The sequence below is a fragment of the Arthrobacter gyeryongensis genome, assembly GCF_039543785.1.
Classification (GTDB): Bacteria; Actinomycetota; Actinomycetes; order Actinomycetales; family Micrococcaceae; genus Arthrobacter; species Arthrobacter gyeryongensis.
In genome coordinates, this window is the sequence record NZ_BAABKK010000002.1 from 110,943 (window position 1) to 134,920 (window position 23,978).

20 protein-coding genes are annotated in these 23,978 nt (G+C 64.5%); 8 read left to right on the forward strand and 12 right to left on the reverse strand.

The window, feature by feature from the left end:
* Window positions 1-154: 154 nt before the first annotated feature.
* Genes ABEA18_RS01540 through ABEA18_RS01555 form a run of 4 tightly spaced genes read right to left on the reverse strand, consistent with a single transcriptional unit; the run spans window position 155 to window position 5,283 of the window.
* On the reverse strand, window positions 155-967 hold the full coding sequence (locus tag ABEA18_RS01540; protein WP_345447333.1) for a bifunctional allantoicase/(S)-ureidoglycine aminohydrolase: 813 nt from the start codon (window positions 965-967) through the stop codon (window positions 155-157).
* 10 nt (window positions 968-977) lie between these two features.
* On the reverse strand, window positions 978-2,246 hold the full coding sequence (locus tag ABEA18_RS01545) for a DUF6986 family protein (RefSeq protein WP_345447336.1): 1,269 nt from the start codon (window positions 2,244-2,246) through the stop codon (window positions 978-980).
* Window positions 2,247-2,248: 2 nt separating this feature from the next.
* Window positions 2,249-3,844, reverse strand: a complete 1,596-nt coding sequence (gene aceB / locus ABEA18_RS01550) for a malate synthase A (protein WP_345447339.1) — start codon at window positions 3,842-3,844, stop codon at window positions 2,249-2,251.
* A 14-nt stretch (window positions 3,845-3,858) separates the two neighbouring features.
* Window positions 3,859-5,283, reverse strand: coding sequence for an NAD-dependent malic enzyme (locus ABEA18_RS01555; protein WP_345447341.1), 1,425 nt, complete (start codon window positions 5,281-5,283; stop codon window positions 3,859-3,861).
* A gap of 210 nt (window positions 5,284-5,493) precedes the next feature.
* Here ABEA18_RS01555 and ABEA18_RS01560 point away from each other — a divergent pair, with 210 nt between their 5' ends.
* On the forward strand, window positions 5,494-6,249 hold the full coding sequence (locus tag ABEA18_RS01560; protein WP_059389461.1) for an IclR family transcriptional regulator: 756 nt from the start codon (window positions 5,494-5,496) through the stop codon (window positions 6,247-6,249).
* Window positions 6,250-6,415: 166 nt separating this feature from the next.
* Here the strand turns inward: ABEA18_RS01560 and ABEA18_RS01565 are convergent, their stop codons facing one another.
* From ABEA18_RS01565 to pucL, 4 genes are all read right to left on the reverse strand, one after another.
* Window positions 6,416-8,002, reverse strand: coding sequence for an NCS1 family nucleobase:cation symporter-1 (locus ABEA18_RS01565; RefSeq protein ID WP_345447344.1), 1,587 nt, complete (start codon window positions 8,000-8,002; stop codon window positions 6,416-6,418).
* Window positions 8,003-8,158: 156 nt separating this feature from the next.
* Complete coding sequence (locus ABEA18_RS01570) at window positions 8,159-8,983, reverse strand: MurR/RpiR family transcriptional regulator (RefSeq protein WP_345447347.1); 825 nt, start codon at window positions 8,981-8,983, stop codon at window positions 8,159-8,161.
* Window positions 8,984-9,095: 112 nt separating this feature from the next.
* Entirely contained in the window at window positions 9,096-10,586 is a 1,491-nt protein-coding gene (locus tag ABEA18_RS01575; protein ID WP_345447350.1) for a nucleobase:cation symporter-2 family protein, read from the reverse strand.
* A gap of 161 nt (window positions 10,587-10,747) precedes the next feature.
* Window positions 10,748-11,662 (reverse strand): factor-independent urate hydroxylase, encoded by a 915-nt coding sequence (gene pucL, locus ABEA18_RS01580; protein ID WP_236812827.1) that lies wholly within the window; start codon window positions 11,660-11,662, stop codon window positions 10,748-10,750.
* A 416-nt stretch (window positions 11,663-12,078) separates the two neighbouring features.
* Here pucL and ABEA18_RS01585 point away from each other — a divergent pair, with 416 nt between their 5' ends.
* Window positions 12,079-12,255, forward strand: a complete 177-nt coding sequence (locus ABEA18_RS01585) for a hypothetical protein (RefSeq protein WP_172465634.1) — start codon at window positions 12,079-12,081, stop codon at window positions 12,253-12,255.
* Between the two features lie 142 nt (window positions 12,256-12,397).
* Here the strand turns inward: ABEA18_RS01585 and ABEA18_RS01590 are convergent, their stop codons facing one another.
* On the reverse strand, window positions 12,398-13,075 hold the full coding sequence (locus tag ABEA18_RS01590; RefSeq protein WP_345447357.1) for a DUF2510 domain-containing protein: 678 nt from the start codon (window positions 13,073-13,075) through the stop codon (window positions 12,398-12,400).
* A 39-nt stretch (window positions 13,076-13,114) separates the two neighbouring features.
* On the reverse strand, window positions 13,115-14,512 hold the full coding sequence (locus ABEA18_RS01595; protein ID WP_345447360.1) for an 8-oxoguanine deaminase: 1,398 nt from the start codon (window positions 14,510-14,512) through the stop codon (window positions 13,115-13,117).
* Window positions 14,513-14,899: 387 nt separating this feature from the next.
* On the opposite strand from ABEA18_RS01595, the gene ABEA18_RS01600 reads away from it, so the two are divergent.
* From ABEA18_RS01600 to ABEA18_RS01620, 5 genes are all read left to right on the forward strand, one after another.
* Window positions 14,900-15,394, forward strand: a complete 495-nt coding sequence (locus tag ABEA18_RS01600; protein ID WP_345447362.1) for a nucleoside deaminase — start codon at window positions 14,900-14,902, stop codon at window positions 15,392-15,394.
* Window positions 15,395-15,408: 14 nt separating this feature from the next.
* Window positions 15,409-16,980, forward strand: coding sequence for an NCS2 family permease (locus ABEA18_RS01605; protein WP_425550463.1), 1,572 nt, complete (start codon window positions 15,409-15,411; stop codon window positions 16,978-16,980).
* 289 nt (window positions 16,981-17,269) lie between these two features.
* Entirely contained in the window at window positions 17,270-18,457 is a 1,188-nt protein-coding gene (locus tag ABEA18_RS01610; protein WP_345447366.1) for an XdhC family protein, read from the forward strand.
* Entirely contained in the window at window positions 18,448-19,404 is a 957-nt protein-coding gene (locus ABEA18_RS01615) for an FAD binding domain-containing protein (RefSeq protein ID WP_345447369.1), read from the forward strand. The genes ABEA18_RS01610 and ABEA18_RS01615 overlap by 10 nt, the downstream gene beginning before the upstream one ends.
* Window positions 19,405-19,406: 2 nt before the next feature.
* Window positions 19,407-22,241, forward strand: a complete 2,835-nt coding sequence (locus ABEA18_RS01620) for a molybdopterin-dependent oxidoreductase (RefSeq protein WP_345447372.1) — start codon at window positions 19,407-19,409, stop codon at window positions 22,239-22,241.
* A 51-nt stretch (window positions 22,242-22,292) separates the two neighbouring features.
* Here ABEA18_RS01620 and nboR read toward each other — a convergent pair whose 3' ends face one another.
* Entirely contained in the window at window positions 22,293-22,922 is a 630-nt protein-coding gene (gene nboR, locus ABEA18_RS01625; protein ID WP_345447375.1) for a nicotine blue oxidoreductase, read from the reverse strand.
* Window positions 22,923-23,124: 202 nt separating this feature from the next.
* Between nboR and ABEA18_RS01630 the strand changes: the two genes are divergently transcribed.
* Window positions 23,125-23,316 carry a YegP family protein gene (locus tag ABEA18_RS01630; protein WP_234753445.1) on the forward strand — a complete coding sequence of 64 codons (192 nt, stop codon included), beginning with the start codon at window positions 23,125-23,127 and terminating at the stop codon, window positions 23,314-23,316.
* Window positions 23,317-23,373: 57 nt separating this feature from the next.
* Here ABEA18_RS01630 and ABEA18_RS01635 read toward each other — a convergent pair.
* The coding region (locus ABEA18_RS01635) for a transketolase-like TK C-terminal-containing protein (RefSeq protein WP_425550461.1) at window positions 23,374-23,978 on the reverse strand (605 nt) is incomplete at its 5' end.

A 23,978-nucleotide genomic window follows, 5' to 3' on the forward strand; every position in this document is an offset into this window, starting at 1 on the left:
CCTTGCCCCCCGTAGTTTCGATCGTCCTCTTCCGAAGCGAGGGGGTCAACGCTGAGAACGCAGGTGCCCCACAAACCCAACTAACTCGCAGTAGTTGTCGTTTTGAAGCCTCATAACGACATTAACTGCGAGCCAGTTGGGGTACCCGGGAGGCCTAGGTCAGCTTGACCTGACGGTTGACGTCCTTGTAGAGGAGGTAACGGAACGGGCCGGGGCCGCCGGCGTAGCAGGCCTGCGGGCAGAAGGCGCGCAGCCACATGAAGTCGCCGGCCTCCACTTCGACCCAGTCATTGTTGAGCAGGTACATGCCCTTGCCCTCCAGGACGTACAGGCCGTGTTCCATGACGTGGGTTTCCGGGAACGGGATGACGCCGCCGGGCTGGAACGTCACGATGTTCACGTGCATATCGTGGGCCAGGTCGTTGGGGTCCGCGAAGCGCGTGGTTGCCCAGACGCCGTTGACGTCCGGCATTTCCCCGGCCTCAACCTCGTCGTCGCTCGTGACAAAGGACTTGGCTTCGTAGCCCTCAAGGCGCTCGTAGGCCTTGCGGATCCAGTGGAAGGAGACGATGTCATCCGAGACGTTCTCCAGGCCCCAATTGGAACCGGCAGCCAGGTAGGCATAGCCGCCCTCCTCGAGCTGGTGCAGTTCGCCGTCGAGGGTCAGGTTGACCTTGCCCTTGGTGACGAAGATGACGCCTTCGACGCCTGCCTCGAACTCGGCCTTGGGAGCGCCGCCCCCCGGGCCGATCTCAACGATCAACTGGGAGAACGTGGTGGCGAATCCGGAGATCGGGCGTGCAATGATCCAGGAACGCGTGTTGGAGAAGCCCGGCAGGTTGCTGGTCACGATGTCGGTCAGCACGCCCTTGGGGATGACCGTGTAGGCCTCCGTGACGATTGCGCGTTCGGTGGTGAGGTGGGTCTGCGGCGGCAGGCCGCCCTGGGGATAGTAGTACTTGCCCATCATTGGATCCTTACTTGGAGGTAGTGTGTGCGAGCCGCGGATGCGCCAGTGCAGTCAGCCGGGGGAGTTCGACGCCGGCAAGCGCCAGCACTTCTTCGGAACCCACCGCTCCACACTGGACGCCGCGCAGGACGAAGGCGGCCAGGGCACGGGCGGTGGCGGGTTCGTCCATGACGCCGCCTTCGGTGCGCTCCACATAATTGCGGAGGCGGGCCGCGGCAGCCGACAGGCCCTCGCGGTAGAAGGCATACGTTGCCGCGAACCGGCTCGGCAACTGGGCAGCGTGCAGGTCCCAGCCCTGGTAATAGCCGCGTTCAAGGGAGCGGCGGACCAAACGGCCGTGCAGCTTCCACGCGTTTTCCACGTTGTCGCCCACCGGGATGATGTTGGTGGAGCCGTCCGAGAGCCGGATGCCGGTTCCCGCAACGGCCAACTGCATGACTTCCTTGGCGAAATCCGCCACCGGGTGCTCCATGGACTGGTACTCCGCCGAGATCTGCAGCGAAGCGGAGTAGTCGTAGGTGCCGTAGTGCAACGCACTGATGCGGCCCGGGACTGCGTGCGGAAGCTGGGCCACGGGGGAGGTCCCCTCCGGGCCGAGGATCAGCTGCGGCGTCTCTACTTGGACTTCGAAACGGAGCCGGCCCGCCGGAAGGGAGTGGATCTCTTCGAGCCGGGAGACTGCAAAGTCCATTGCCTGCACCTGGGCCACCGTGGTGACTTTCGGCAGGGTCAGGATGAGGCCCTCGGGCAGGTCCCCGGCCGAGGCCAAAGTGGAGACGAACAGGTCCAGGGTCTTCAATCCACGTGCCCGGGTGGGGGCCTCGAAGCACTTGAACCGGATGCCGATGAACGGCGGGGCGGAACCCGCTGAAACGGCTTCGCTGACAGCCTGCGCCGCTGCGACCGCAGCGACGTCCTCGGCTTCGTCGCCGCGATCGCCGTAGCCGTCCTCGAAGTCGAGGCGCAAGTCCTCGATCGGTTCGCGGTTCAGCTTGGCAGCCACACGGGTGGCGACGGCGGCAGCCAGTTCGGGCTCCTGGCCGAGCAGCGTACCGAGCTTTTCGAGACCGCCGTGGGCCTCCGCCGTCGTGATTGCCTGGGCACCCCATTCAGCGGAGAGCGACGGCGTGAAACGGTCAGCCGGGACGTACACGGTGTGCACGGGCTGGCGGGTGCCGTCGTCGCCGGGGTAGTTGCGCTCCAGCAGCTGGTCGGTGGCGGCCAGTTGGGAGTCGATGGCGGCGAAATCGGCCGCAGAGAAAGAAGAAGCGGCCATTCCTACACCAGCTCGTAGGCGGGAGTGGTGAGGAAGTCCGTGTAGTCCTCGGAGAGGCAGATGTCCGCGATCAGGCGGCTCGCCGGCTCGTAGAACTTCTCGAAGGACTCGGCGTCAACCTCGCTGCGCAGGCGATCGGTCTCTTCGCCCAGGATCCGGGTGACCAGTTCGCGGGTGACCGTGTTGCCGGTGTCAGCCAGGACGGACTTGTTGCGGATCTGCTGCCACACCTGGGAACGGGAGATCTCCGCGGTGGCAGCGTCTTCCATGAGGTTGTGGATTGCGACGGCGCCGCTGCCGGAAAGCCACACGGCGGTGTACGCGACGGCGACGTAGAGGTTCAGACGGAGCCCTGCCTCGGTCACGTGGCCACCGGCGGAGGAGATGTCCAGCAGCTGCTCGGCGGTCACGGAGACCTCCGGGCGCTGCTTGTCCAACTGGTTCGGCTTCTCGCCCAGGACCGCGTCGAAGACTTCGCGGCACGTGGAGACGAGGTCCGGGTGGGCCACCCAGGAACCATCGAAACCGTCGTTGGCTTCGCGGGTCTTGTCAGCGCGGACCTTCTCGAAGGCCTGGGCCGTGACTTCGGGTTCGCGGCGGTTCGGGATGACAGCAGCCATGCCGCCCATGGCGAAGGCGCCGCGCTTGTGGCAGGTCTTGACCAGCAGTTCCGTGTAGGCGCGCATGAACGGGGCCGTCATGACCACGGACGCGCGGTCCGGCAGGATGAAGGACTCGCCGGCGTCGCGGAAGTACTTCACGATGCTGAACAGGTAGTCCCAGCGGCCGGCGTTCAGGCCGGACGCGTGGTCCCGCAGTTCGTAGAGGAACTCCTCCATTTCGAATGCGGCCGGGATGGTTTCAATCAGCATGGTGGCACGGACGCTACCTTGCGGGATGCCGAGGTAGTCCTGGGCGAAGACGAAGATGTCGTTCCACAGCCGGGCCTCGAGGTGGCTTTCCATCTTGGGCAAGTAGTAGTACGGGCCGTGGCCGTTGAGCAGGAGCTGCTTGGCCACGTGGAAGAAGTGCAGGCCGAAGTCAACCAGCGCGCCGACGGTGGGTTCGCCGTCGAGCAGCAAGTGCCGTTCGTCCATGTGCCAGCCGCGGGGGCGGGCGACGACGACGGCGAGCGGCGCGTCCGTCCGGAGCCGGTATTCCTTGCCCTCGGGGGAGGTGTAGCTCAGGGTGCCCTGGGCGGCGTCGCGGAGGTTGAGGATCGCGTCGATGACGTTGGCCCACGTGGGGGTGCTGGCGTCCTCGAGGTCGGCGAGCCATACCTTGGCGCCGGAATTCAGGGCGTTGATGGCCATCTTGGCCGGGGAAGCCGGGCCGGTCATCTCGACCCGGCGGTCCTGCAATGCCTGGGGTGCTTCGGCGACCTTCCAGTCGCCGTCGCGGATGTCCTGCGTTTCGGGCAGGAAGTCGAGGCGGCCGGTGCGGGCCACTTCTTCGCGCTTGGCGACGCGGGCCGCAAGGAGCTCGGTGCGGGTGCCCGCGAAGCGGCGGTGCAGTTCCTCCACGAAGGCCAACGCCTTGGGAGTCAGGATCTCCTCGGCTCGTTCGATCGGCCGGGGGTCTGTGACTGTGAGAGCCATGGGGTGGTCCTTTCCTAGAGAGCGCTGGCGGCCTGCGTTTGCTGCTGCCGCGCGTTTGCTGCGTTTGCTGCGTTTGCAACGGCTGCGGCGACGTCGGCGGCAACGTGGGGGTCGAACACGCTGGGGATAATGTAGCTCGCATTCAGTTCATCATCTGCGACCCGGTTGGCGATAGCCTCTGCGGCGGCCACGAGCATCTCCGGGATGATGTCCGATGCTCCGGCGTCGAGCAGTCCGCGGAAGAAGCCCGGGAAGGCCAGCACGTTGTTGATCTGGTTGGGGAAGTCGCTCCGGCCGGTGGCGACCACGGCTGCGTGCTTGGAAGCAATCACCGGGTCGATTTCCGGCGTGGGGTTGGCCATGGCGAACACGATCGCGTCCTCGGCCATCGAGGCGACCTGCTCTTCGCCGATCACGTGCGGAGCGCTGACGCCGATGAACACGTCAGCGCCCTTGAGGGCTTCGTGCAGCGTACCGGAGAAGCCCGACTCGTTGGTGTTCGCGGCAATCCAGGAACGGTGCTCGTCGTCGTACTTTTCGCCCGAGTGGATGGCGCCGGAGCGGCCGGCAGCGACGATGTGCTGCGCGCCCTGTGCCTTGAGGAGCTGGATGATCGCCGAGCCGGCAGCGCCGACGCCGGAGACCACGATCTTGACCTCGGACAGCTTCTTGTCCACCACGCGCAACGCGTTGACGAGGGCCGCGAGCGTGACAATGGCCGTTCCGTGCTGGTCGTCGTGGAAGACAGGGATGTCCAGCTCGTCGCGGAGCCGCTTCTCGATTTCGAAGCAGCGCGGGGCTGCGATGTCTTCAAGGTTGATGCCGCCATAGACGGGGGCCATGGCCTTGGCGATCATGATGATTTCTTCAGTGTCCTGGGTGTCCAGGCAGACCGGCCAGGCATCGACGTTTGCGAACTGCTTGAACAGCGCGGCCTTTCCTTCCATGACAGGCAGGGCTGCGGCCGGTCCGATGTTACCCAGGCCAAGGACGGCCGAACCGTCGGTGAGGACGGCGATGGTGTTGCGCTTGACCGTCAGGTTGCGGGCCGCGGCCGGGTCCTCGGCAATGGCGAGGCAGACGCGTGCGACGCCGGGAGTGTAGGCCCGCGAAAGGTCGTCGCGGTTGCGCAGGGCCACCTTCGGGACGACCTCGAGCTTGCCGCCCAGGTGCATGAGGAAGGTGCGGTCCGAGACGTGCTGGACCGTGACGCCGTCGAGCGCGTTGAGGGCCTCCTTGACGCGGTTCGCGTGGTCTTCGTCCGTGGTGTTGCAAGTGACGTCGACAACCAGGGTGTCGTGGTGCGACTCGGTCACATCCAGTGCGGTGACTGCCGCGCCGGCAGCGGCGACGGCTGCGGCCAGCTCGCTCGTGGCAGTAAAGCTCGACGGCGCGGCGACGCGCAGGGTGATCGAATTTCCGGGGCTCGGGTTCGCCATTGAATTTCCTCCTCGTACAGGCCCGTAGCGGACCTCCGCTCAAACCGAATGTTTTCGTATAATGGATATTATTATCTACGAAGTGGAAACACAAGCCCTAATCGATGGGCAAGCATTCCGGCGTCGTGTGCTGTATCTTGAGTGTTCTAAGCAATTCTTTTCACGATGCGGATAAGAGTTGTCGGATTCCGAGCCATAGGAGACAACGGAATGGCTGAAAAGCCCTCGGGAGGCGTGCAGTCCGTCGAGCGCGTCTTCGAACTGCTGGAACTCATCACCGACGCCGGCGGAGACGTCACGTTGAGCGAATTGTCGTCGTCGACAGACCTGCCGCTCCCCACCATCCACCGCCTGCTGCGTACTTTGGTATCCCTCGGCTACATCCGGCAACTGCCCAATCGTCGCTACGCGCTGGGCCCCCGGCTCATCCGGCTTGGCGAAGGCGCCAACAAGCAACTCGGAGCACTGGCCCGCCCCCAGCTGAAGTCCCTCGTGGACCGGCTCGGCGAAACGTCCAACATGGCCGTGCTGGATTCCGACATGGTCATCTACGTTGCCCAGGTGCCGTCGCTGCACTCCATGCGCATGTTCACCGAGGTGGGCCGCCGCGCCCACACGCACGACACCGGCGTCGGGAAGGCCATCCTGGCCCAGCTTGACGACGAGGTGGTCCGCGGGATCGTGGCACGCACGGGCATGCCGACTCCTACGGCAAAGAGCATCGGGGACATCGACTCACTCCTCGCCGATTTGAACCGGATCCGTGAACGCGGCTACTCGATCGACGAGGAAGAGCAGGAGATCGGCGTCCGTTGCTTCGCGATGGCCGTCCCCAACGCTCCGACGCCGACCGCCATTTCCGTTTCCGGACCGGTCTCCCGCGTGGACCAGCACTTTGCCGACCGCGCCGTGCCCTTGCTGCGCGAGGCCGCCCTCGCGATCTCGGCCGAGCTGAACCAGAACTAACCTGTCCCGACGCTCGCTCACGTATGTGGGGTTTCGGCCGGACGCTCGCTCACCTATGTCGTGTTTCGGGCCGATGCTCGCTCACGGGGTGAGCGAGCGTCCTGGTATTTGGCCCTATAGGTGAGCGAGCGTCCGGCGGGTCCGTTCCGTGGGGAGGGGCGGGCGCTCAGGCGAGGGCGCCGTCGTTCGCTTCGACGCCGTTAGGCTCCAAGTCGATCATCGGGGAGCGCCGCTCGAAGTACCAGAAGGTCAGCAGGCCCAAGGCGCAACCGAGGAACCAGCTGTAGTTGCCGATCCACGTGGCGTTGACCGTGGTGGCACCAGAGTCAAGGAGCGCTTTGGGGACCAGGACCGAGGCGATCGACACCACACCGCTGATGGCAACTGCCTTCACCGCGTTCGGGTTGTAGCCGTTGCGGAACCAGTACTTGCCGCTGGGCTTCATGGTGTACATGTCCTCAACCCACACCTTCTGCTTTCCCACGAGGTAGTAGCCGGCGATGAGGATGCCGAAGAGCGGGCCGATCAGCGCCCCCAGAACCCCGAGGGTGTAGTGGATGGCGTCGTCGTTCGAGTACCAGTTCCACGGGGTCAGGATGACGGATCCGCCCGCGGCGATCATGCCACCCATGCGCCAACTGATCTTCTGCGGGCTCACGTTGGAGAAATCGAACGCCGGCGAGATGAAGTTGGCCACGATGTTGATGCCCACGGTCGCGATGACAAAGGTCAGTCCGCCGAGCAGCACCGCGAACACCGAATCGATTTCCTGCACGGTCTTGACCGGGTCCGTGATGAGGTGCCCGAAGACCGGGATGGTGGCCGACGCCGTGATGACCGTGAGCAGCGAGAAGAACAGGAACTTGATGGGCAGGCCCAGGAGATTGCCCTTCTTGACGGCCTTGAAGCTCTTTCCGTAGCGCGCGAAGTCGCCGAAGTTGAGCATGGGGCCGGAGAAATAGGACACCACCAAGGCGATCGCGGAGATCATGACCGGGATGGAGGCCGCGAAGTCGAGCGGTTCGCCCGCGGAGAGGTTAAGGCTGATGTTGCTGATGCCGGCCTTGGATACCAAGTAGATGGCAAGAACCAACATGACAACGTAGACGGCCGGTCCGGCGAAGTCGATGAACTTGCGGATGCTTTCCATCCCGTTCCAGAACAACGCGGCCTGGGCTACCCAGAGGATTCCGTAGCAAATCCAACCCAGGGCGGAAAGCCCGAGGAATCCGTACTGGTGGACGTCGTACAACGGTTTCATGGCCGGGAAGAACTTTAGGAACACGATCACCAGTGCTTCCGATGCCAGGAAGGTCTGCACGCCGTACCAGGCAACAGCGATGAGCCCGCGGATGATGGCGGGGACGTTGGCGCCCTTGACGCCGAAGACCGCCCGGTTGATCACGGGGTACGGCACGCCGGTCTTCTGGCTTGGCTTTGCCACGAGGTTGCAGAAAGCCTGGACAATCACGATGCCCACCAGCAGTGCCACCAACACTTGCCAGCTGGCCAGGCCGAGGGCAAAAAGACTGCCCGCCGTCACATAGCCGCCGATGCTGTGGACATCTGACATCCAGAAGGCGAACAGGTTGTAGCTGCTCCAGCGCTGGCTCTTCAGGGGCGCGAGGTCTTCGTTGCTGAGCCGCGGATCGCGGAGTGCCGCGGCGTCGTCGGTCGGGCTGCCCAGCAGGGTGCCCAGCGCGCCTGTGGGCCTTGTGCCGGTTTGCTCTGGGGCGAGTTGTGCTTCGGCCATCAGTTCCTCGAATCAGGGTTTTCCACGACAGGGGCAGTCGTTTCACTGATTCAATTCAATGGAACAGATGTTTCAGGACCGTTTCCGGGCAGCTAACTCTTCTTTACGCTTGGCGCCGGGTGCCCGGCGAGCGAGCCGAGGACAGCCGCCGTCGGACTACCGTCGCTCGATCTCTTCTAGTGCGTCGAACACCCCGGTGATTTCCCGGACGCGATCCCTTCCTGAACGGCCCTTCGCCGCCAACACCCCATTTGCGATGACGCTCATGAGGCTCATGGCCGCCGCGTAGCTGTCGAAGGCTGCGCTGCCCTCCACCGGGCATTCGATCCAGAGGGAGGCATCGGAGGCAAGCCAGCGGGCGCTGGGGTCTCCGATCAGGATGGTGCTCGCGCCGGTGGAGGTGGCGGCCTTCAGGACATGCTGGAAACGGTCCGGCCTGCGCCGGAAGCCAAGCAGGACCACGACGTCGTTCCCGTCCAGTCCTGCCAGCTCCTCGCCCACGCTCTGGCCTGGCTGAGGGGCCAGGCTTACCGATGAACGGCATTGTAGAAGCTGCTGCCGTAAGTGGAGGGCTACGGGGAAACTGTTGCGGAAACCGATCAGCAGGACATTCCGGGCCTCAGCCAGTTGTTGTGCAACATTGAGGAGGCGATCGTCGTCGAGCGTGTCGAAAAGGCGGTCCAGGTTCTGCTGTTCCTGTGCCAAATGCAGGGGGAGCCCGCCGTCGCCCTCTTGCCTGGCGAGCGGCACTCCGCTGGACCTCAGGCTCCGGGTGTGTTCCTTGACCTCATTGAAATCGGCGAATCCCAGCCGGCGGAAGAGCCTGCTCATGGTGGCCTTGGAAACGCCGCTTAGTTGGGCGAGCTCGGCCGCGTTGTAGACCGCAAGGTCGCCCAAGCGGTCCAGCAGGGTATCCGCGGCCTTTTGTTCCTGCGGCCCAAGCTCCGAGTAGTGTTGTTCGATTCGCTCATCGATCCTCATGAAACAACCGTCTCACGCGGATCCGTAACTATCGCGAAATGGCAGGTGCTGCCGTTCTTGAGGAAGAGGGGCAACACCTGCCAGTTCGGCGCAGAAAGGCGCTTAAGGCCCGTCAGTGCTCGGCCGGGGAGTCCGACTTGAGCGGGACTTCCTTGCCCTCGGCGTCGATCAGTTTGCCGTTCTCGAAACGGTCGCCGTGCGCGAGGCATGCAATGTCCGATTCGGTGACCACGCGCCCCGTGCCTGCCACGAACACCGACTGGTTGTCCGAATTGCCGGCCTTGAAGTGGTTGAACAGCACGTTCAGCAGGATGGCCATGATGGCGGCCGAGCTGATGCCCGAGTGGAAGATCGTGGAGAACCATGACGGGAACTGGTCGTAGAACTTCGGGGCGGCGATCGGGATCATGCCGAAGCCGATGGATGCCGCCACGATGATCAGGTTCATGTTGTTGCGGTACTCCACCTTGGAGAGCGTGCGAATGCCGCTTGCGGCCACGGTTCCAAAGAGTACGACGCCGGCACCGCCCAGGACGGGCGTCGGAACCGCTGCGACAACTCGCCCGAGGACGGGCAGCACGCCGAGAACAACCAGGATGAGTCCGCCTGCACTGACCACGAAGCGGCTCTTGATGCCGGTGATGGCCACGAGACCGACGTTCTGGGCGAAGGCGCTCTGGGTGAAGGAGTTGAAGAGGGGCGAGACGGCGCTTGAAAGCATGTCCGCACGTAGTCCGTTGCCGATGCGCTTCGAGTCGACCTTGGTGCCCACGATTTCGCCAACTGCGATGATGTCCGCCGAGGTCTCGGTCAGGGTGACCAGGATGACGATCAGCATCGAAACGATGGACGCGATTTCGAAGGTGGGAGCACCGAACGCGAAGGGCGTGGGGAAAGCTACGATCGGACCCTGGCCGACCTTGGAGAAATCCGCCATGCCCGTGGCGAGGGCAATGACGGTCCCGATGGCCATGGCAAGGAGGATGGACAGACGGGAGATGGCCGCGTTGCCGATCTTGCTCAGGAGCAGGACAATGCCCATCGTGGCCGCGGCGAGCCCGATGTTCGCCATGCTGCCGTAGTTGGGGGCGGCGCTGTTGCCGCCCATGGCCCAGTTCGCTGCGACGGGCATGAGGGTCAGTCCGATCGTGGTGATGACAGTGCCGGTGACCACGGGCGGGAAGAACTTGATGATCTTGGAGAAGAGGGGAGTGATCGCCAGGCCGATCAATGACGCCACAATGACGGAACCAAACACCGCCTGGATTCCGCCGCCTCCGTGGACGATCGCGACCATGGTGGAGACGCCGGCGAAGGATACGCCCTGGACCAGCGGCAGTTGCGATCCGAAGAACGGGATGCCGATCGTCTGAAGAATGGTGGCGAGGCCGCCGACAAACAAGCAGGCCGCGATCAGGAGGCCGATGTCCTGCGAGGACATGCCCGCGGCGGCTCCGATGATGAGCGGCGGGGCGATGATGCCGCCGTACATGGTCAAGACGTGCTGGAAGCCGTAGGCGAACGTGCTCCCGATCGAGAGGCGCTGGTCCTCGGGGCGGGCTGGCCCGGACGCTGCGGGGCGGGTTTTGTTCTTCGTGTTCATGGCAGACTTTCTTGGTTCATGGCAGACGTCTTTGTCTGGCTAACGTTGTCTGGCTAACAAGGTGGTTTTGGGTATGGCCGCCCAACTGACTCGCATTTGATGTCGTTTTGAGGCTCCAAAACGACACCTGCTGCGAGTCAGTTGGGCGGGTACCTGGGGGCTTAGCAGAAGCCGGCGATGCCGTTCCACGCCGCCGGGGCAGGTGTGGTGTTGTCGCGCTGGACCGTGGCTTCGATCAAGCCGTACGGGCGGTCCGCGGCGAAGAAGACCTCGTTGGGGTTGTCGAGGCCGAACGGGCTGAGGTCAACCAGGAAGTGGTGCTTGTTGGGCATCGAGAACTTGATCTCGTCCACTTCGCTGTGGGCCTCGAGGACCTTCTTGCCCATGTCGAACAGGGTCTGCTGCAGGGCGTGGGAGTAGTTCTCCGTGAAGCCTTCCAAGAGCAGGGCCTTGATGTCCTCGTAGCTCTTGTTGAAATCGGTCCCGGCAGCATCCAGCCCGGTGTTGTAGCGCCAGCGGGCCGAGACGTCGGTGGCGAGGATGCGGTCCGTGGTCTCGGGCAGCGTGGTGTACCGGTCGCGGGGGTAGCCCACGAAGCCGGACTGCGTGGTCTTGAGGACGGTCAGGTCCTTGAGGCCGGAAATCACGTGCGTCGTGTTGCCTTCACGGACTACGACGGCGGTGCGGACTTCCTGGCCCTTGCGGACAAAGCTGTGGTCGTGTTCGGAGCCGTGTGCCTGGATGCGGTCCCAGGTGTAGGCCTCGGCTTCCCAGCGGCCGCCCGTAACCCACTCGAAGCCCGAGGTGAAGTGTTCGCTCAAGCGCAGGAGGAAGGCTTCGGGGGAGCCGATGCCGTCGCGGGCAAAGGCGTAGATGGTGTTCTTCTGGGTGTCCGTGGCGACGACGTGTGCGTTGTCGCCTTGGAGGTGCGCAGCCTGGAAGTCGCCACGCAATTGCGAGGTGACGTTCAGGTCTTCGATCTGGTGGCGGTCGGTGTCGCGGGTGACTTTGACGACGCGGACTTCTGCCTTGCCGTACTGGTTGTCGCCGAGGACGATGTTGTTGCTCATGGTCATATCCCAACTTCTGTGAGGTGGAACCACTAAGGTCCACCAATGAAATTAAGCGCGTGTTTCGTACGCGTTTCTGGTGGAGCCGACCCAACAAAAAAGAGCCGGCATCCGTTGATGCCAGCTCATTACGACCCTGCCTGCTGCTCCCAGGTTACGTGACCTGCGCCACGAATTGAAGAAAGCGTAGCCCACGATTGCCAGTGGTGTACATCACTTCTGAAGAATCGTTACGTACTTTCTGATTGTGACCGACGGTGGTTGGCAGCAGGGGCGCGGCCCCAGGGGCACCCCTTGACGAGGTTCGCGGATGCCCTCTACCATTTCCATATAACAAAAAATGTTTTCCAAGATGCGGAAAGTGTCCAAAAACTTCAACCGCATCGCCACGGAGAACTTGAGCGCATGAAATAGGAGGACAGATGGACTCGCAGGATAAGAACAACGTCGTGGAATTCCCGGCGCCCGGCCAGGAACTGTACCTGCCGTTCGGCGCCACGGATCCCGACTTCTACATTCCGGCCGACTGTGACCGCACCCCCGGGACTTTCTCCCGCTGGCTGCGTGCCCTTCCCGTATTCGGCCGGCAGCGTTCCTAGGGCTCCTGCCCCTGGGGATGAGGGACTCTGCGCAACAGAGCCAAAAGGCGGGCGGCACTGAACCCCAACTACGGGGAGGTGCCGCCCGCCGCTTTGTGCCGCCCGCCGCTTTGTGCGGTGGGACAGCTGTTCCGCCCGGAACCTACATTGGCAGGGCCTTGGCAATGGTCGAAACGATCATGCTCGCTTTGACCGCCACCAGGATGAAGCTCACAGCCACCAGGCCAATCAGAGCCCAAACCGGCGCGAGTCCGCGCTGCGGCGCCACCTTGTGGACAATCACTGAACGGCCCACCACGTAGACTCCGGCGCCCAGGAAGGCCCATGCCCAGTGGAAGGGGCGGACCACCCCGTCCCTTTGCAGCTTTTGCCAGTCGAGGTAAGACAGGAGAACGCTGACCCCGTAGATGAGCCAAGCTGAAATAATGAGCAGGAAATATGGAACGCTGAATGCGCTGGGATCGAGGGTGGGTACGCGCCTGGCGCCGACATACCGCAGGTGGAAGACCGGATTCCAGAGCAGCAGGATAATCAGGGTGATCACCGGCAGCAGCGTGACGAGCCAGATGAACGGATTGTAGACCGGCGTTTCCTTGCTGATTTCCGGGCGCGGCGCGGGCTGGACCGGCCCCGCGTATTGTCCAGGTCCGGCGTATTGCCCTGGCCTTGGACCCGCGGGCCACGCCGCGCCGGGCTGGGTCGGCGGGTTCCAAGCGTTCCCAGTCCAGGCGTTACCGTCCCACCACCGTAGCTGCCCTGAACCCGAGGGGTCCGGGTACCAACCTGGAGGAGTCGGCGTGTTGTGCTGGGGGACGGTCATTTGTGCCTCCTGATCTACGACCTAATCGAGAGGCTACTCCTAACCCCTGATGATTTTCTGTGCGGCGGCTGAATGTTTGGCAATAAGTTCCGGGATGTCCAGTCCGGGAATCTGTCCGTCCACAACCCGCCACTTGCCGCCCACCATGACGCGGTCGGCGCGGTCCGCCGCACAGAGCAACAACGCCGCGACGGGATCATGGCTGCCGGAGAAGCGCAGTCCGTCGGGCTTGAACAAGGCAAGGTCTGCCTGCATCCCGGGCGCGATCTGGCCGATGTCCGTCCGACCCAACACCGCAGCGGATCCCCGCGTCGCCCAGCCGAGGGCGCGTTCCACCCGGACGTCCGCGCCGTAGCGCAGCCGCTGCAAATACAGCGCCTGCCGCGCTTCGAGGATCATGTTGGAGGCATCGTTCGACGCCGAACCGTCCACTCCCAGCCCTACCGGAACCCCGGCGGCCTCAAGTTCCAGCACACGTGCGGTTCCCGACGCGAGCCGCATGTTCGACGTCGGGCAGTGCGCGACGGCGGTGCCCGCGACACCCAGCCGGGCGATCTCGTCGTCGTCGAAATGGATGCCGTGGCCCAGCCAGGTGCGCTTTCCGAGCCAGCCGACGCTGTCCAGATAATCCACGGTGCGCAGCCCGAACATCTCGCGGCAGAAATCTTCCTCGTCGATGGTTTCCGCGAGGTGCGTGTGGAGCCGGACATCCAACCGTTCGGCCATGGCAGCGCTCTCGGCCATGATCTCCCTGGTCACCGAGAATGGTGAGCAAGGGGCCAAGGCGATCTGGATGACCGCACCCTCTCCCCGTTCGTGGTACTTCCCGATCAGCCGTTCGCTGTCCGCGAGGATCACCTCCGGTCGCTGCACAATAGACCGCGGAGGCAGGCCGCCGTCGTCCTCGCCGAGCGTCATGGACCCGCGGGTGAGCGTGGCGCGCATTCCGAGTTCACGCACGACGCCGACCTCGACGTCGATCGCGTCCTCAAGTCCCGCGGGGAAGAGGTAGTGGTGGTCGGCTGCCGTGGTGCAACCGGAAAGCAGGAGTTCCGCAAGCGCTACTTTCACGGCGAGTTCGAGGCTGTCCGGCGTCAACCGCGCCCATACGGGATACAGGTTCTGCAACCAAGGGAACAGAGGAGCGTTGGCCACCGGGCCCCAGGCTCGCGTGAGGGTTTGGTAGAAGTGGTGGTGCGTGTTGATGAGCCCGGGAAGCAGGACGTGGCTACCGGCGTCGAAAGTTTCATGCCACGGCGCGGATGGACGCTTTCCGGCGGGGACGAGCTCTGCGATTTTCCCGTCGCTGACCACGATGCCGCCGCGGGCGTCGAGCCCGTTGGCGGTGAATACATCGAGGGGATTCTTGATCCAGAGCCGGGAAGAGGCTGGATCCGTTGCCGGGGCTGCTGGCTGGAAATCGGATGTGGGGGACACTGGAATCCTTGTCTGGTCGGCGTAGTTGCGTTCCAGCTCAGTGGTTCCTGTCTGCTGATCCAGGTTCCGGAGGTCAACCCTGCCGGTGGCACCCAGCGTAGGTGGCTCGCCGAAAGGCGTCAATGTGACTGGCGCCCAAGCCCGGCGCCCTGCCCGGCGCCCAACGTGAATTTCACATGTCGAAACTTTTTTTCCAGAAACTATGGCGCGGCTCACATCTCCGGTGCTAATCTCAATTTGCCAAAGGCGGGCACCCGGACTCCGGGAAGCTATCTACCAGGCGAAACCTTCAAAAGCACATGCTGAAGCCTGGTAATCGCAGCACTGGTCTGTCATGTTCAGATGCCTCCCTGGTTACAGGCTTCCTCAGCACTAAGGAAGTCGCACATGAGTACCACCGTCACGGCCGAACATTTCTTGGCCACTTCCATTGAGCTGGCAACAGCCAATGTCCTCAACAGCGGCGGGCCCTTCGGCGCCGTCATTGTCACCGCGGATGGCCGCGCCTTCGAAGGCGTCAACCGGGTCACCGCTACCAACGACCCCACGGCCCATGCCGAGGTCACCGCCATCCGCAACGCCTGCCGCGAGCTCGGCACCTTCGATCTCAGCGGAGCCACCCTCTATACGAGCTGCGAGCCATGCCCCATGTGCCTGGCCTCGGCTCTCTGGGCCCGCATTGGCAACGTAGTGTTCGCCGCAGACCGGCACGACGCTGCCTCCGTCGGGTTCGACGACGCCGTCTTCTACGAATACTTCGAGAACGAGGACCGGGACACCCTCATGCCGGTCACCAAGCTGGAACTGGGCGACTCCCAGGCACCGGCCATCCTGGAACCCTTCAACACCTGGAACACGCTTGACTCCAGGATTGACTACTAGGGCCGGTGGCTGAAATGACTATCCTGGACCCCGCAGAAATGCGAACTGCAACTGAAAAGCAGGCTGCGCCTTCCGGCGCAGGGCAGACAGATGCACGCGAAAAGCACACGGCAACCGGACTGGCACAGCGGGGCAGCAGCCCCAGGCCCCCGGCGTCGAACTCCTTCCTGGATCGTTTCTTCCAGATCACCAAGCGTGGCTCCACGCTGGCCCGCGAATTCCGCGGCGGCATCGTCACGTTCTTCACGATGGCCTACATCGTCATCCTCAACCCACTGATCCTGGGCGGATTCTCAGCCCAGAACGCACCCACGGATGTGGCCGGCGGATGGTTGTCCGCGGCACAGGTGGGGGCAGTCACCGGCCTGACCGCCGGTGTCATGACGGTCCTCTTCGGCCTGATCGCGAACCTGCCGTTCGGGCTCGCCGCAGGCCTGGGAATCAACTCGTTCCTCGCAGTCGCCGTCATCCACGAAGTCACCTGGCCGGAAGCCATGGGCCTCGTGGTCATCAACGGCATCCTGATTGTCCTGTTCGGCGTCACGGGTGCCCGGACCGCGATCTTCAAGGCTGTCCCCAAGGAACTCAAGGCCGCCATCACCGTTGGCATCGGCCTGTTCATCGCCTTCATCGGCTTCGTCGATTCCGGTTTCGTCCGCGCCACAAAGGGCGGACCTCCGGTACAGCTCGGCAACGATGGTTCCATCACCTCCATACCTACCCTCGTTTTCATTGTCGGTCTGCTGGTCATGGGAATCCTCGTGGCCCGCAAGATCCAGGGTGGCCTCCTGATCGGAATCGTCGCCACCACGGTCCTCGCCGCCGTCGTCGAGGCCGTCATGCACATCGGGCCTGGCAGCGCCGCCAATCCCGGTGGCTGGCACCTCAACACTCCGGTACTGTCCGGCCAGCTGGTTTCCGCCCCGGACTTCAGCCTGGTTGGCCACTTCGACCTCTTCGGTTCGTTCTCGCGGATCGGCGGCCTGGCGGCCACGATGTTGGTGTTCACCCTGGTGTTCACCAACTTCTTCGACGCCATGGGCACCATGACCGGCCTCGCCAAGAGCGCCGGCGTGGCATACAAAGACGGGACGTTCCCCAAGCTCAAGTCGGCCTTCATCGTCGAAGGCCTGGGCGCGGTAGCCGGCGGCGCGACGTCGGGCTCGTCCAACACCGTGTACATCGACTCCGCTGCCGGGATTGGCGAAGGCGCCCGCACCGGCCTGGCGTCGGTGGTCACCGGGCTGCTGTTCCTGGGTTCGATGTTCCTGACCCCGCTCACCAGCGTAGTTCCGCTCGAGGTCGCAGCCGCCGCCCTGGTGGTGGTCGGCGCCATGATGATGGCGCAGATCCGCGAGATCAAGTTCTCCAAGTTCTCCGTGGCCCTGCCCGCCTTCCTCACCATCGTCACCATGCCGCTCACCTACTCCATCGCCAACGGCATCGGCGTCGGATTCATCTCCTGGGCCGTGATCCACTCGGCATCGGGGAAGGGCAAGAAGGTCCATCCGCTCATGTGGGTGGTGACCTTGGGCTTCTTGATCTACTTCGCCCGCGGCCCGATCAGCGCGCTGATGGGAGCGTAGCCGGCCATTGAGACGGCGGTCCGGCCGCAAATCACCGCAATGAATAGGCGTCCGCCGATCGTCGCCAATCGCATGGCGCGGACGACGACGGCGGGCGGCGGCGAGGTGCGGCCGCTCCGCTAAGGACCGGGGTGGGAAATGAGAGGCCCGCCCCGGTCCTCTTCACGCAAGGGGAGCTTGTTTACCCCAAGCTCTCCTGTACAGACGCAAGGAATGAGAATATGAGGCAAGATCGCACACTGCCCCGGGCCGTTCTCCGGTCCGGGACCTCGGTAAAGGAGGTGTTGCCATGCTGGAATTGATGCCCTCGCTGGGCACGTGGCGGCCCGCGGTCTCCGGGCAGCGATGCGCCGTTGCCACCATCGTGGCCGCGGGAGGCTCGGTGCCCCGGCCGCTCGGCACGTCCATGCTGGTTTCAGAACACGGCGATGTCCTTGGCAGCCTGTCCGGAGGCTGCGTGGAAGGCGCCGTGGTGGAGGCGGCCCTTCAAGCAATGCACGACGGCGGCAGTCGCCTCGAGTCGTTCGGCTACAGCGCCGAGGACGCGTTCGCCGTCGGACTCACCTGTGGTGGCGAGCTGGAAGTCCACATCCAGCCGACCGGGACCGCCGGCTTGGACCCGGCTTTGTTGAATGCCGCTTCCGGTGCCTCTTCCCTGGCACTCATCCGCAGGCTCGACGCGGAGGGAGGCGCCGTCGTCGTTCCTCATCCGGCGAGTTTTTCCGCCGCAGGTTCACGGGAACTTTCGGCCCTTCTTGGCGCGGATGACGCCGTGATCCGCGCGGCCGCGGCCCAACTCGAACCGCTTCTGCATGGAGGCCGTGCAGGCCTGGTCCGGCTCGCCCCGCCCGAGGGCTGCGGGGGCTCCGTACCGGAAACCGAACCCATCACCCTCCTCGTGGAAAGCCGCCTGCCCGCAGCCCGCATGCTCATCTTTGGCGCCAACGACTTCGGGGCGGCATTGCTCCCCGCCGGGAAACTCCTGGGCTACGAGGTCACTTTGTGCGATGCCCGGCCTGCTTTTTCGAGCCAAGGCCGATTCCTCGGCGCCGACCATCTCGTCACCGACTGGCCGCACCGCTACCTCGCCGCAGAAGCCGCCGCCGGCCGGATCGATTCCCGCACTGTCGTGTGCGTGCTGACCCACGATCCCAAATTCGATATTCCCCTGCTGGAAACGGCCCTCGCTTTGGATCTCGCCTATGTGGGAGCCATGGGTTCGAGGCGCAGCCACCGGCAACGGCTCGACGGATTGCTCGACTGCGGTATCCCGGCCCATGCCCTCGAACGCCTGCATTCGCCGATCGGGCTGGATCTCGGTGCCGTCACTCCCGCGGAAGTTGCCGTTTCCATAACCGCCGAAATTCTCGCATCCCGCGCTCCGCACCCGGCCTCTGCTTGGGGTTCGCTCAAGGACGGGACCGGGCCGATCCACCACAACACCTCCGAACAAAGCAAGGTGACCCCATGGACATGAACACCATCGAGTCCGTGGTCGCCACCACGGATCCAGGCCAGTGGCGCGAGGGCGATGCTTGGCTCGCCGGCGGCACGGTCTTGTTCTCCTACGGCAGTCCCGTGGGCAGCGAGGAACCGCTGAAACGCCTCCTGGATCTGGGGCAAGCAGGATGGCCGGCCGTAACCGTGAGCGACGCCGGCATTGAGCTGGCCGCCACCTGCACCGTTGCCGAGCTCTACGCTCTGCCGGTGTCGGACGCCGTGGCCGGCCGGAACTGGCCTGCCCTGGACCTTTTCCGGCCGTGCTGCGACTCTTTCGTGGCATCGTTCAAGGTGTGGAACATGTCCACCGTTGGCGGCAATGTGTGCACCTCACTCCCGGCCGGGCCGATGATTTCGCTGTGCGCAGGCTTGGATGCCAAGGCCACCATCCTCGGACGCCATGGCAGCAGCCGTACCGTGCCAGTGGCCGAGTTCGTCACCGGCGACGGGAAAAACTGCCTGGCACCCGGCGAGCTCCTGCGCAGCATCCAACTGTCGGCGTCGGCCTTGGCGGCGAAGGTGGCCTTCCGCCGGCTCTCGCTCAGCAACCTCGGACGATCCGGGGTGCTGCTGATCGGAAGGCTCGACGCCGATGGCAGCCTGGTCCTCACCGTCACCGCCGCCACCAAGCGGCCCGTGCAGCTGCGGTTCGCCGCCGCGGAGTGGCCGGACGCCGGACAGCTGGCCGCCGCAGTCGGGCATTCGATCCCCACGGAGCTGTACCACGACGACATCCATGGGCTCCCCGAATGGCGCCGCGACATGACGTTCCGGCTCGCCGAGGAAATCCGCGCGGAACTGTGCGGCCCGGTATCAGGCGACGGACCGCCCACCGTCTCGGGCGATTTCTGGCCGCCGCACGCCACCTCGCCGCAACCATCCACCCAACCCGCGTTCAACACCGAGCAGCAGAAGGAGGCCTGAGCATGGCAATCGAGATCAACGGAACAGCCACCGAGGCCGCTCCACGCCCGGGCCAGTGCCTTCGGACGTTCCTGCGCGAACAGGGCAACTTCGGCGTCAAGAAAGGGTGCGACGGCGGTGACTGCGGCGCGTGCACCGTCCACGTGGATGGTAAACCCGTGCACAGTTGCATCTACCCGGCAGTCCGCGCCGAAGGGCACGCGATCACCACCATCGAGGGGCTTTCCAGCGAGCGCGAGCTGCATCCGGTACAGCAGCAGTTCCTCGATAACCAAGGTTTCCAGTGCGGGTTCTGCACGGCGGGCATGATGATGACGGCCGCCACCTTCGACGAGGAACAGAAGGCCAACCTCCCGCGAAACCTCAAGGGAAACCTGTGCCGTTGCACGGGTTACCGCTCCATTGCGGACGCCGTCTGCGGTGACGCCCGCAACGGACAAAACACCCCCGACGGCGATGCGGCAGCAAGTGTCGGCCCGGAAGTGAAAAATACGGGCCGGCTCGGAGACAACGTTCCCGCCCCCGCGGGCCACGCCGTCGTCACTGGTACCGCCCGCTACACGCTCGACGTCCCCCCGGAACAGCTCCCGGGACTGCTGCATCTCAAGCTGCTGCGCTCGCCCCACGCGCATGCCCGCATCGTGTCCATCGATACGACGGCGGCCCTCCAGGTGCCCGGGGTCGTCGCGGTTTTCACCCATGAGGACGCGCCGGCCCGGTTGTTCTCAACGGCCCAGCACGAGCTTTACACCGACGATCCCGACGACACCCGAGTCCTCGACAACGTAGTGCGTTTCATCGGCCAGCGGGTTGCCGCCGTGGTCGCCGAATCGGTGGGCGCAGCTGAAGCCGGAGCCCGGGCCATCAAGGTTGAGTACGAACTCTTGGACGCGGTCTTCTCGCCACAGGAAGCGTTGCTGCCTGGTGCGCCCGCGATCCACGGGGAGAAGGACGGGGAAACGGCCCGGATTTCCCGCCCGCAGAACAACGTCGTGGCGGAGGTCCATTCCGAACTGGGAAACGTTGAAGCCGGATTTGCTGCGGCCGACTTCATCCACGAGAACACTTACCAGACCCAGCGGGTACAGCACGTCGCGATGGAAACGCACTGCTCCATCGCATGGGTGGAGCCCTCCGAGAACCCAGGGGAGGACCGGCTCATGGTGCGTTCCTCCAGTCAGGTCCCGTTCCTGGTCCGGCGCACCCTTGCCCGCGTTTTCGATCTTCCTGAAGACCGCATCCGCGTGGTGGCCGGCCGCGTGGGCGGAGGGTTCGGTGGTAAGCAGGAGGTGCTCACCGAGGACCTCGTGGCCATGGCCGCCCTCAAACTGCGCCGGCCCGTGCAAGTGGAGTTCACCCGGACCGAACAATTCACCGCCACCACCACACGCCACCCCTTCACCATCAAGGTCAAGGCCGGGACGAGCCGGGACGGCCGCCTGACAGCGATGCAGCTGGACGTGGTCACCAATACCGGTGCGTACGGAAACCACGCGCCCGGAGTGATGTTCCACGGTTGCGGCGAGTCCTTGGCCGTCTACAACTGCGCCAACAAGAAAGTGGACGCGCAGGCCGTCTACACCAACACAGTCCCGGCCGGCGCCTTCCGTGGCTACGGCCTGAGCCAGATGATCTTCGCGATCGAATCCGCCGTGGATGAACTTGCCGTCGGAATCGGCATGGACCCCTTGGACTTCCGGCTCAAGAACATGGTCCGGCCGGGTGACGACATGCTCTCCACGAACCCGAAACCGGAAGAGGACGTTTTCTACGGGAGCTACGGACTGGACCAGTGCGTGGCGCTGGTCCGGGATGCCCTGGAGCGGGGCGAGAAACGCTACCGGGATGCCGGTCTCGACGACTTCGGCCCGGGTTGGGTCACGGGCGTCGGTTCCGCGCTGTCCATGATCGATACCGTTCCGCCTCGCGGCCACTTCGCCCACACACGCCTCAGGCTCCTGTCGGACGGCACGTTCGACGCCGCCGTCGGGACCGCCGAATTCGGCAACGGCACCACCACGGTCCACGCCCAACTGGCGGCAACCGCCCTGTCCACCACGGCGTCGAAGGTTGCCGTGCGCCAATCCGACACGGACCTCGTTGAGCACGATACCGGCGCGTTCGGCTCCGCAGGCACCGTGGTGGCCGGACAGGCAACCTTGCTCGCGGCGCAGGAACTCGCGCTGAGGATCAGGGCCGTGGCGGCCGTGTTTGCCGGCGCTTCGGAGTCGGACTGCGTGCTCGAAGACGGTGTTGTGCGCTGCGGTGAGCGCGTCTTGGCGCTCGCGGAGGTGTACGACGCCGCGCGGCAACAGGGCGTGGAACTCGCCGCCGAGGGACGCTGGGGTGGAACCCCGCGTTCGGTCGCCTTCAACGTCCACGGATTCCGGGTGGCCGTGAACACAGGCACGGGGGAACTCCGGATCCTGCAGAGCGTCCAGGCGGCCGATGCCGGCGTTGTGGTCAATCCACGGCAATGCCGCGGCCAGGTGGAAGGCGGAATCGCGCAGGCGCTGGGTGTCGCGCTTTATGAGGAAGTCCGCGTGAACGACGCTGGCAAGGTCACTACCGACATCCTGCGGCAGTACCACATCCCGTCCTTCGCGGACGTGCCGCGCAGCGAGGTCTATTTCGCGAAAACGAACGACCAGATGGGGCCGCTCGGTGCGAAGTCCATGAGCGAGAGCCCGTTCAACCCCGTGGCGCCCGCGCTGGCCAACGCCATCCGGAACGCCACCGGGGTGCGGTTCGCGGCGCTCCCCATCGCCCGGGACAAGATCTACCTGGGGCTCAGGGACGCCGCTGCCTCCACCCCCACCCAACTAACTCGCATTTAATGTCGTTTTGAGCCCTCAAAACGGCATCTATTGCTAGTCAGTTGGGGGTGGCTAGTCGCTGAGGAGGTGCAGCTTGTCCTTTGTGTCCACGTCGGCTCCGTCGGTGAGGTCACTGCAGTCGACGACGTCCACGAGGCCGGGGTGCGCTTTGAGGAAACGGCGTGCTCCGGCGTCGCCCAAGGCGGACTCGGCGACGTCCGCGCGGAGGGTGGCGTCGATAATCAAGGGGTGGCCGCGCCGGAGCTTTGTTGTGTTGCTGCCGTTGTAGACGGTGTCCGAGTATCCCGCCGCTGTCACACGGCCCGGGCGGTGCGCTGCCAGCAGTCTGGCGACGACGCCAGGGGTCAACCCCGGCTGGTCGACCAGGGCCACCATGACGTTGTGGCCGTGCGCAGCTGCCGCAATACCGGTGCGAAACGAGCTGGCCATGCCGGACGCCCACTCCGGGTTGTCCACCACGAGGTACCCGCCCAGCTCCGTCCCGCGGCGGACATCGTCGGCTCCGGCACCGAGCACCACCACCACCTCGAGGCATCCGCCGTCGAGCAATGTCTTGGCGAGTACCTCCACCAAGGTGTGGCCGCGGAAGGGCAGCAGCGCCTTGGGGCCGAGGCCAAGGCGCGTCCCGGCGCCGCCGGCCAACAGCACGCCAGTGGTGGGCACGGAGCTGGAATCGTTCATGGGGTTCACCCTATCCATGTGCCCCCGCAAGGTCTCTAGGTTCACCTTGCATTCCAATATAGGTCTACCGAAAAAGGTTGAATATTACCCATGGGTAGGCCTTCTGGCAGGCTCCCATGGCCGATATTCTCTTATGGACTTCACGAGAGTCAGTGGTCATCGAAGGGGATGCAATGACGCATCCGCGGTGGAGAGAGGGTTTATGTCTGGCATTTTCGAAATCTTGACAGCGGGGGAGCAATCGTTCCGTTTCCGGTTGAAGGCTGATGATGGAACGGTAGTGGCGGTATCGCCCAAGTTCCCGGATATTGCGGCCCTTGTGGCCGGTATCAACGCAGTCAGGGAGAATGCCGCCACAGGATTCGTGGTGGATCGGCGCTCGCTCGGAGCGTAACAACAAATCGGCGGTAGTGCTCACGGAGCACTACCGCCGATTCTCTTTTACAGCTTTTTAGGAGTCGCCTCCCGAACCGCCGGTGGTTCCGGCAGTCACGTCGAGGAGCTTGTACCGGTCAATGGCGTACGACGGCGCACTAGGGTCAACCTCGCCCCTCGCCGCGAGTAGTTGGAGGGTCTTCACGACGATGGAGTGGGTGTCGTTTTTGAAGAAGCGGCGTGCGGCTTGGCGGGTGTCGGAGAATCCGAATCCGTCGGCGCCGAGGGAGGCGAATTCGTTGGGGATGAATTGGCGGATCTGGTCCGGGACGGCCTTCATGTAGTCGGTGACGGCGATGACCGGTCCGGTGGCGCCGGCGAGTTGCTGGGCGACGAACGGGGTGCGGGGTTCTTCGCCGGGGTTCAGGAAGGCGTGTTCTTCGGCGGCGAGTCCGTCGCGTCGGAGTTCGTTCCAGGAGGTCACGGACCAGACATCCGCGGAGACTCCCCAGTCCTGGGCCAGGACCTTCTGGGCTTCCAGGGCCCAGGGGACCGAGACGCCGGAGGCCAGGATCTGCGCGCGGGGACGCTTTTTGTCCCGATCCTCGGGCTCCGCCGGGGCGAGCAGGTAGATGCCCTTCAGGAGGCCTTCGGTGTCGAGGTTTTCCGGTTCCGCGGGCT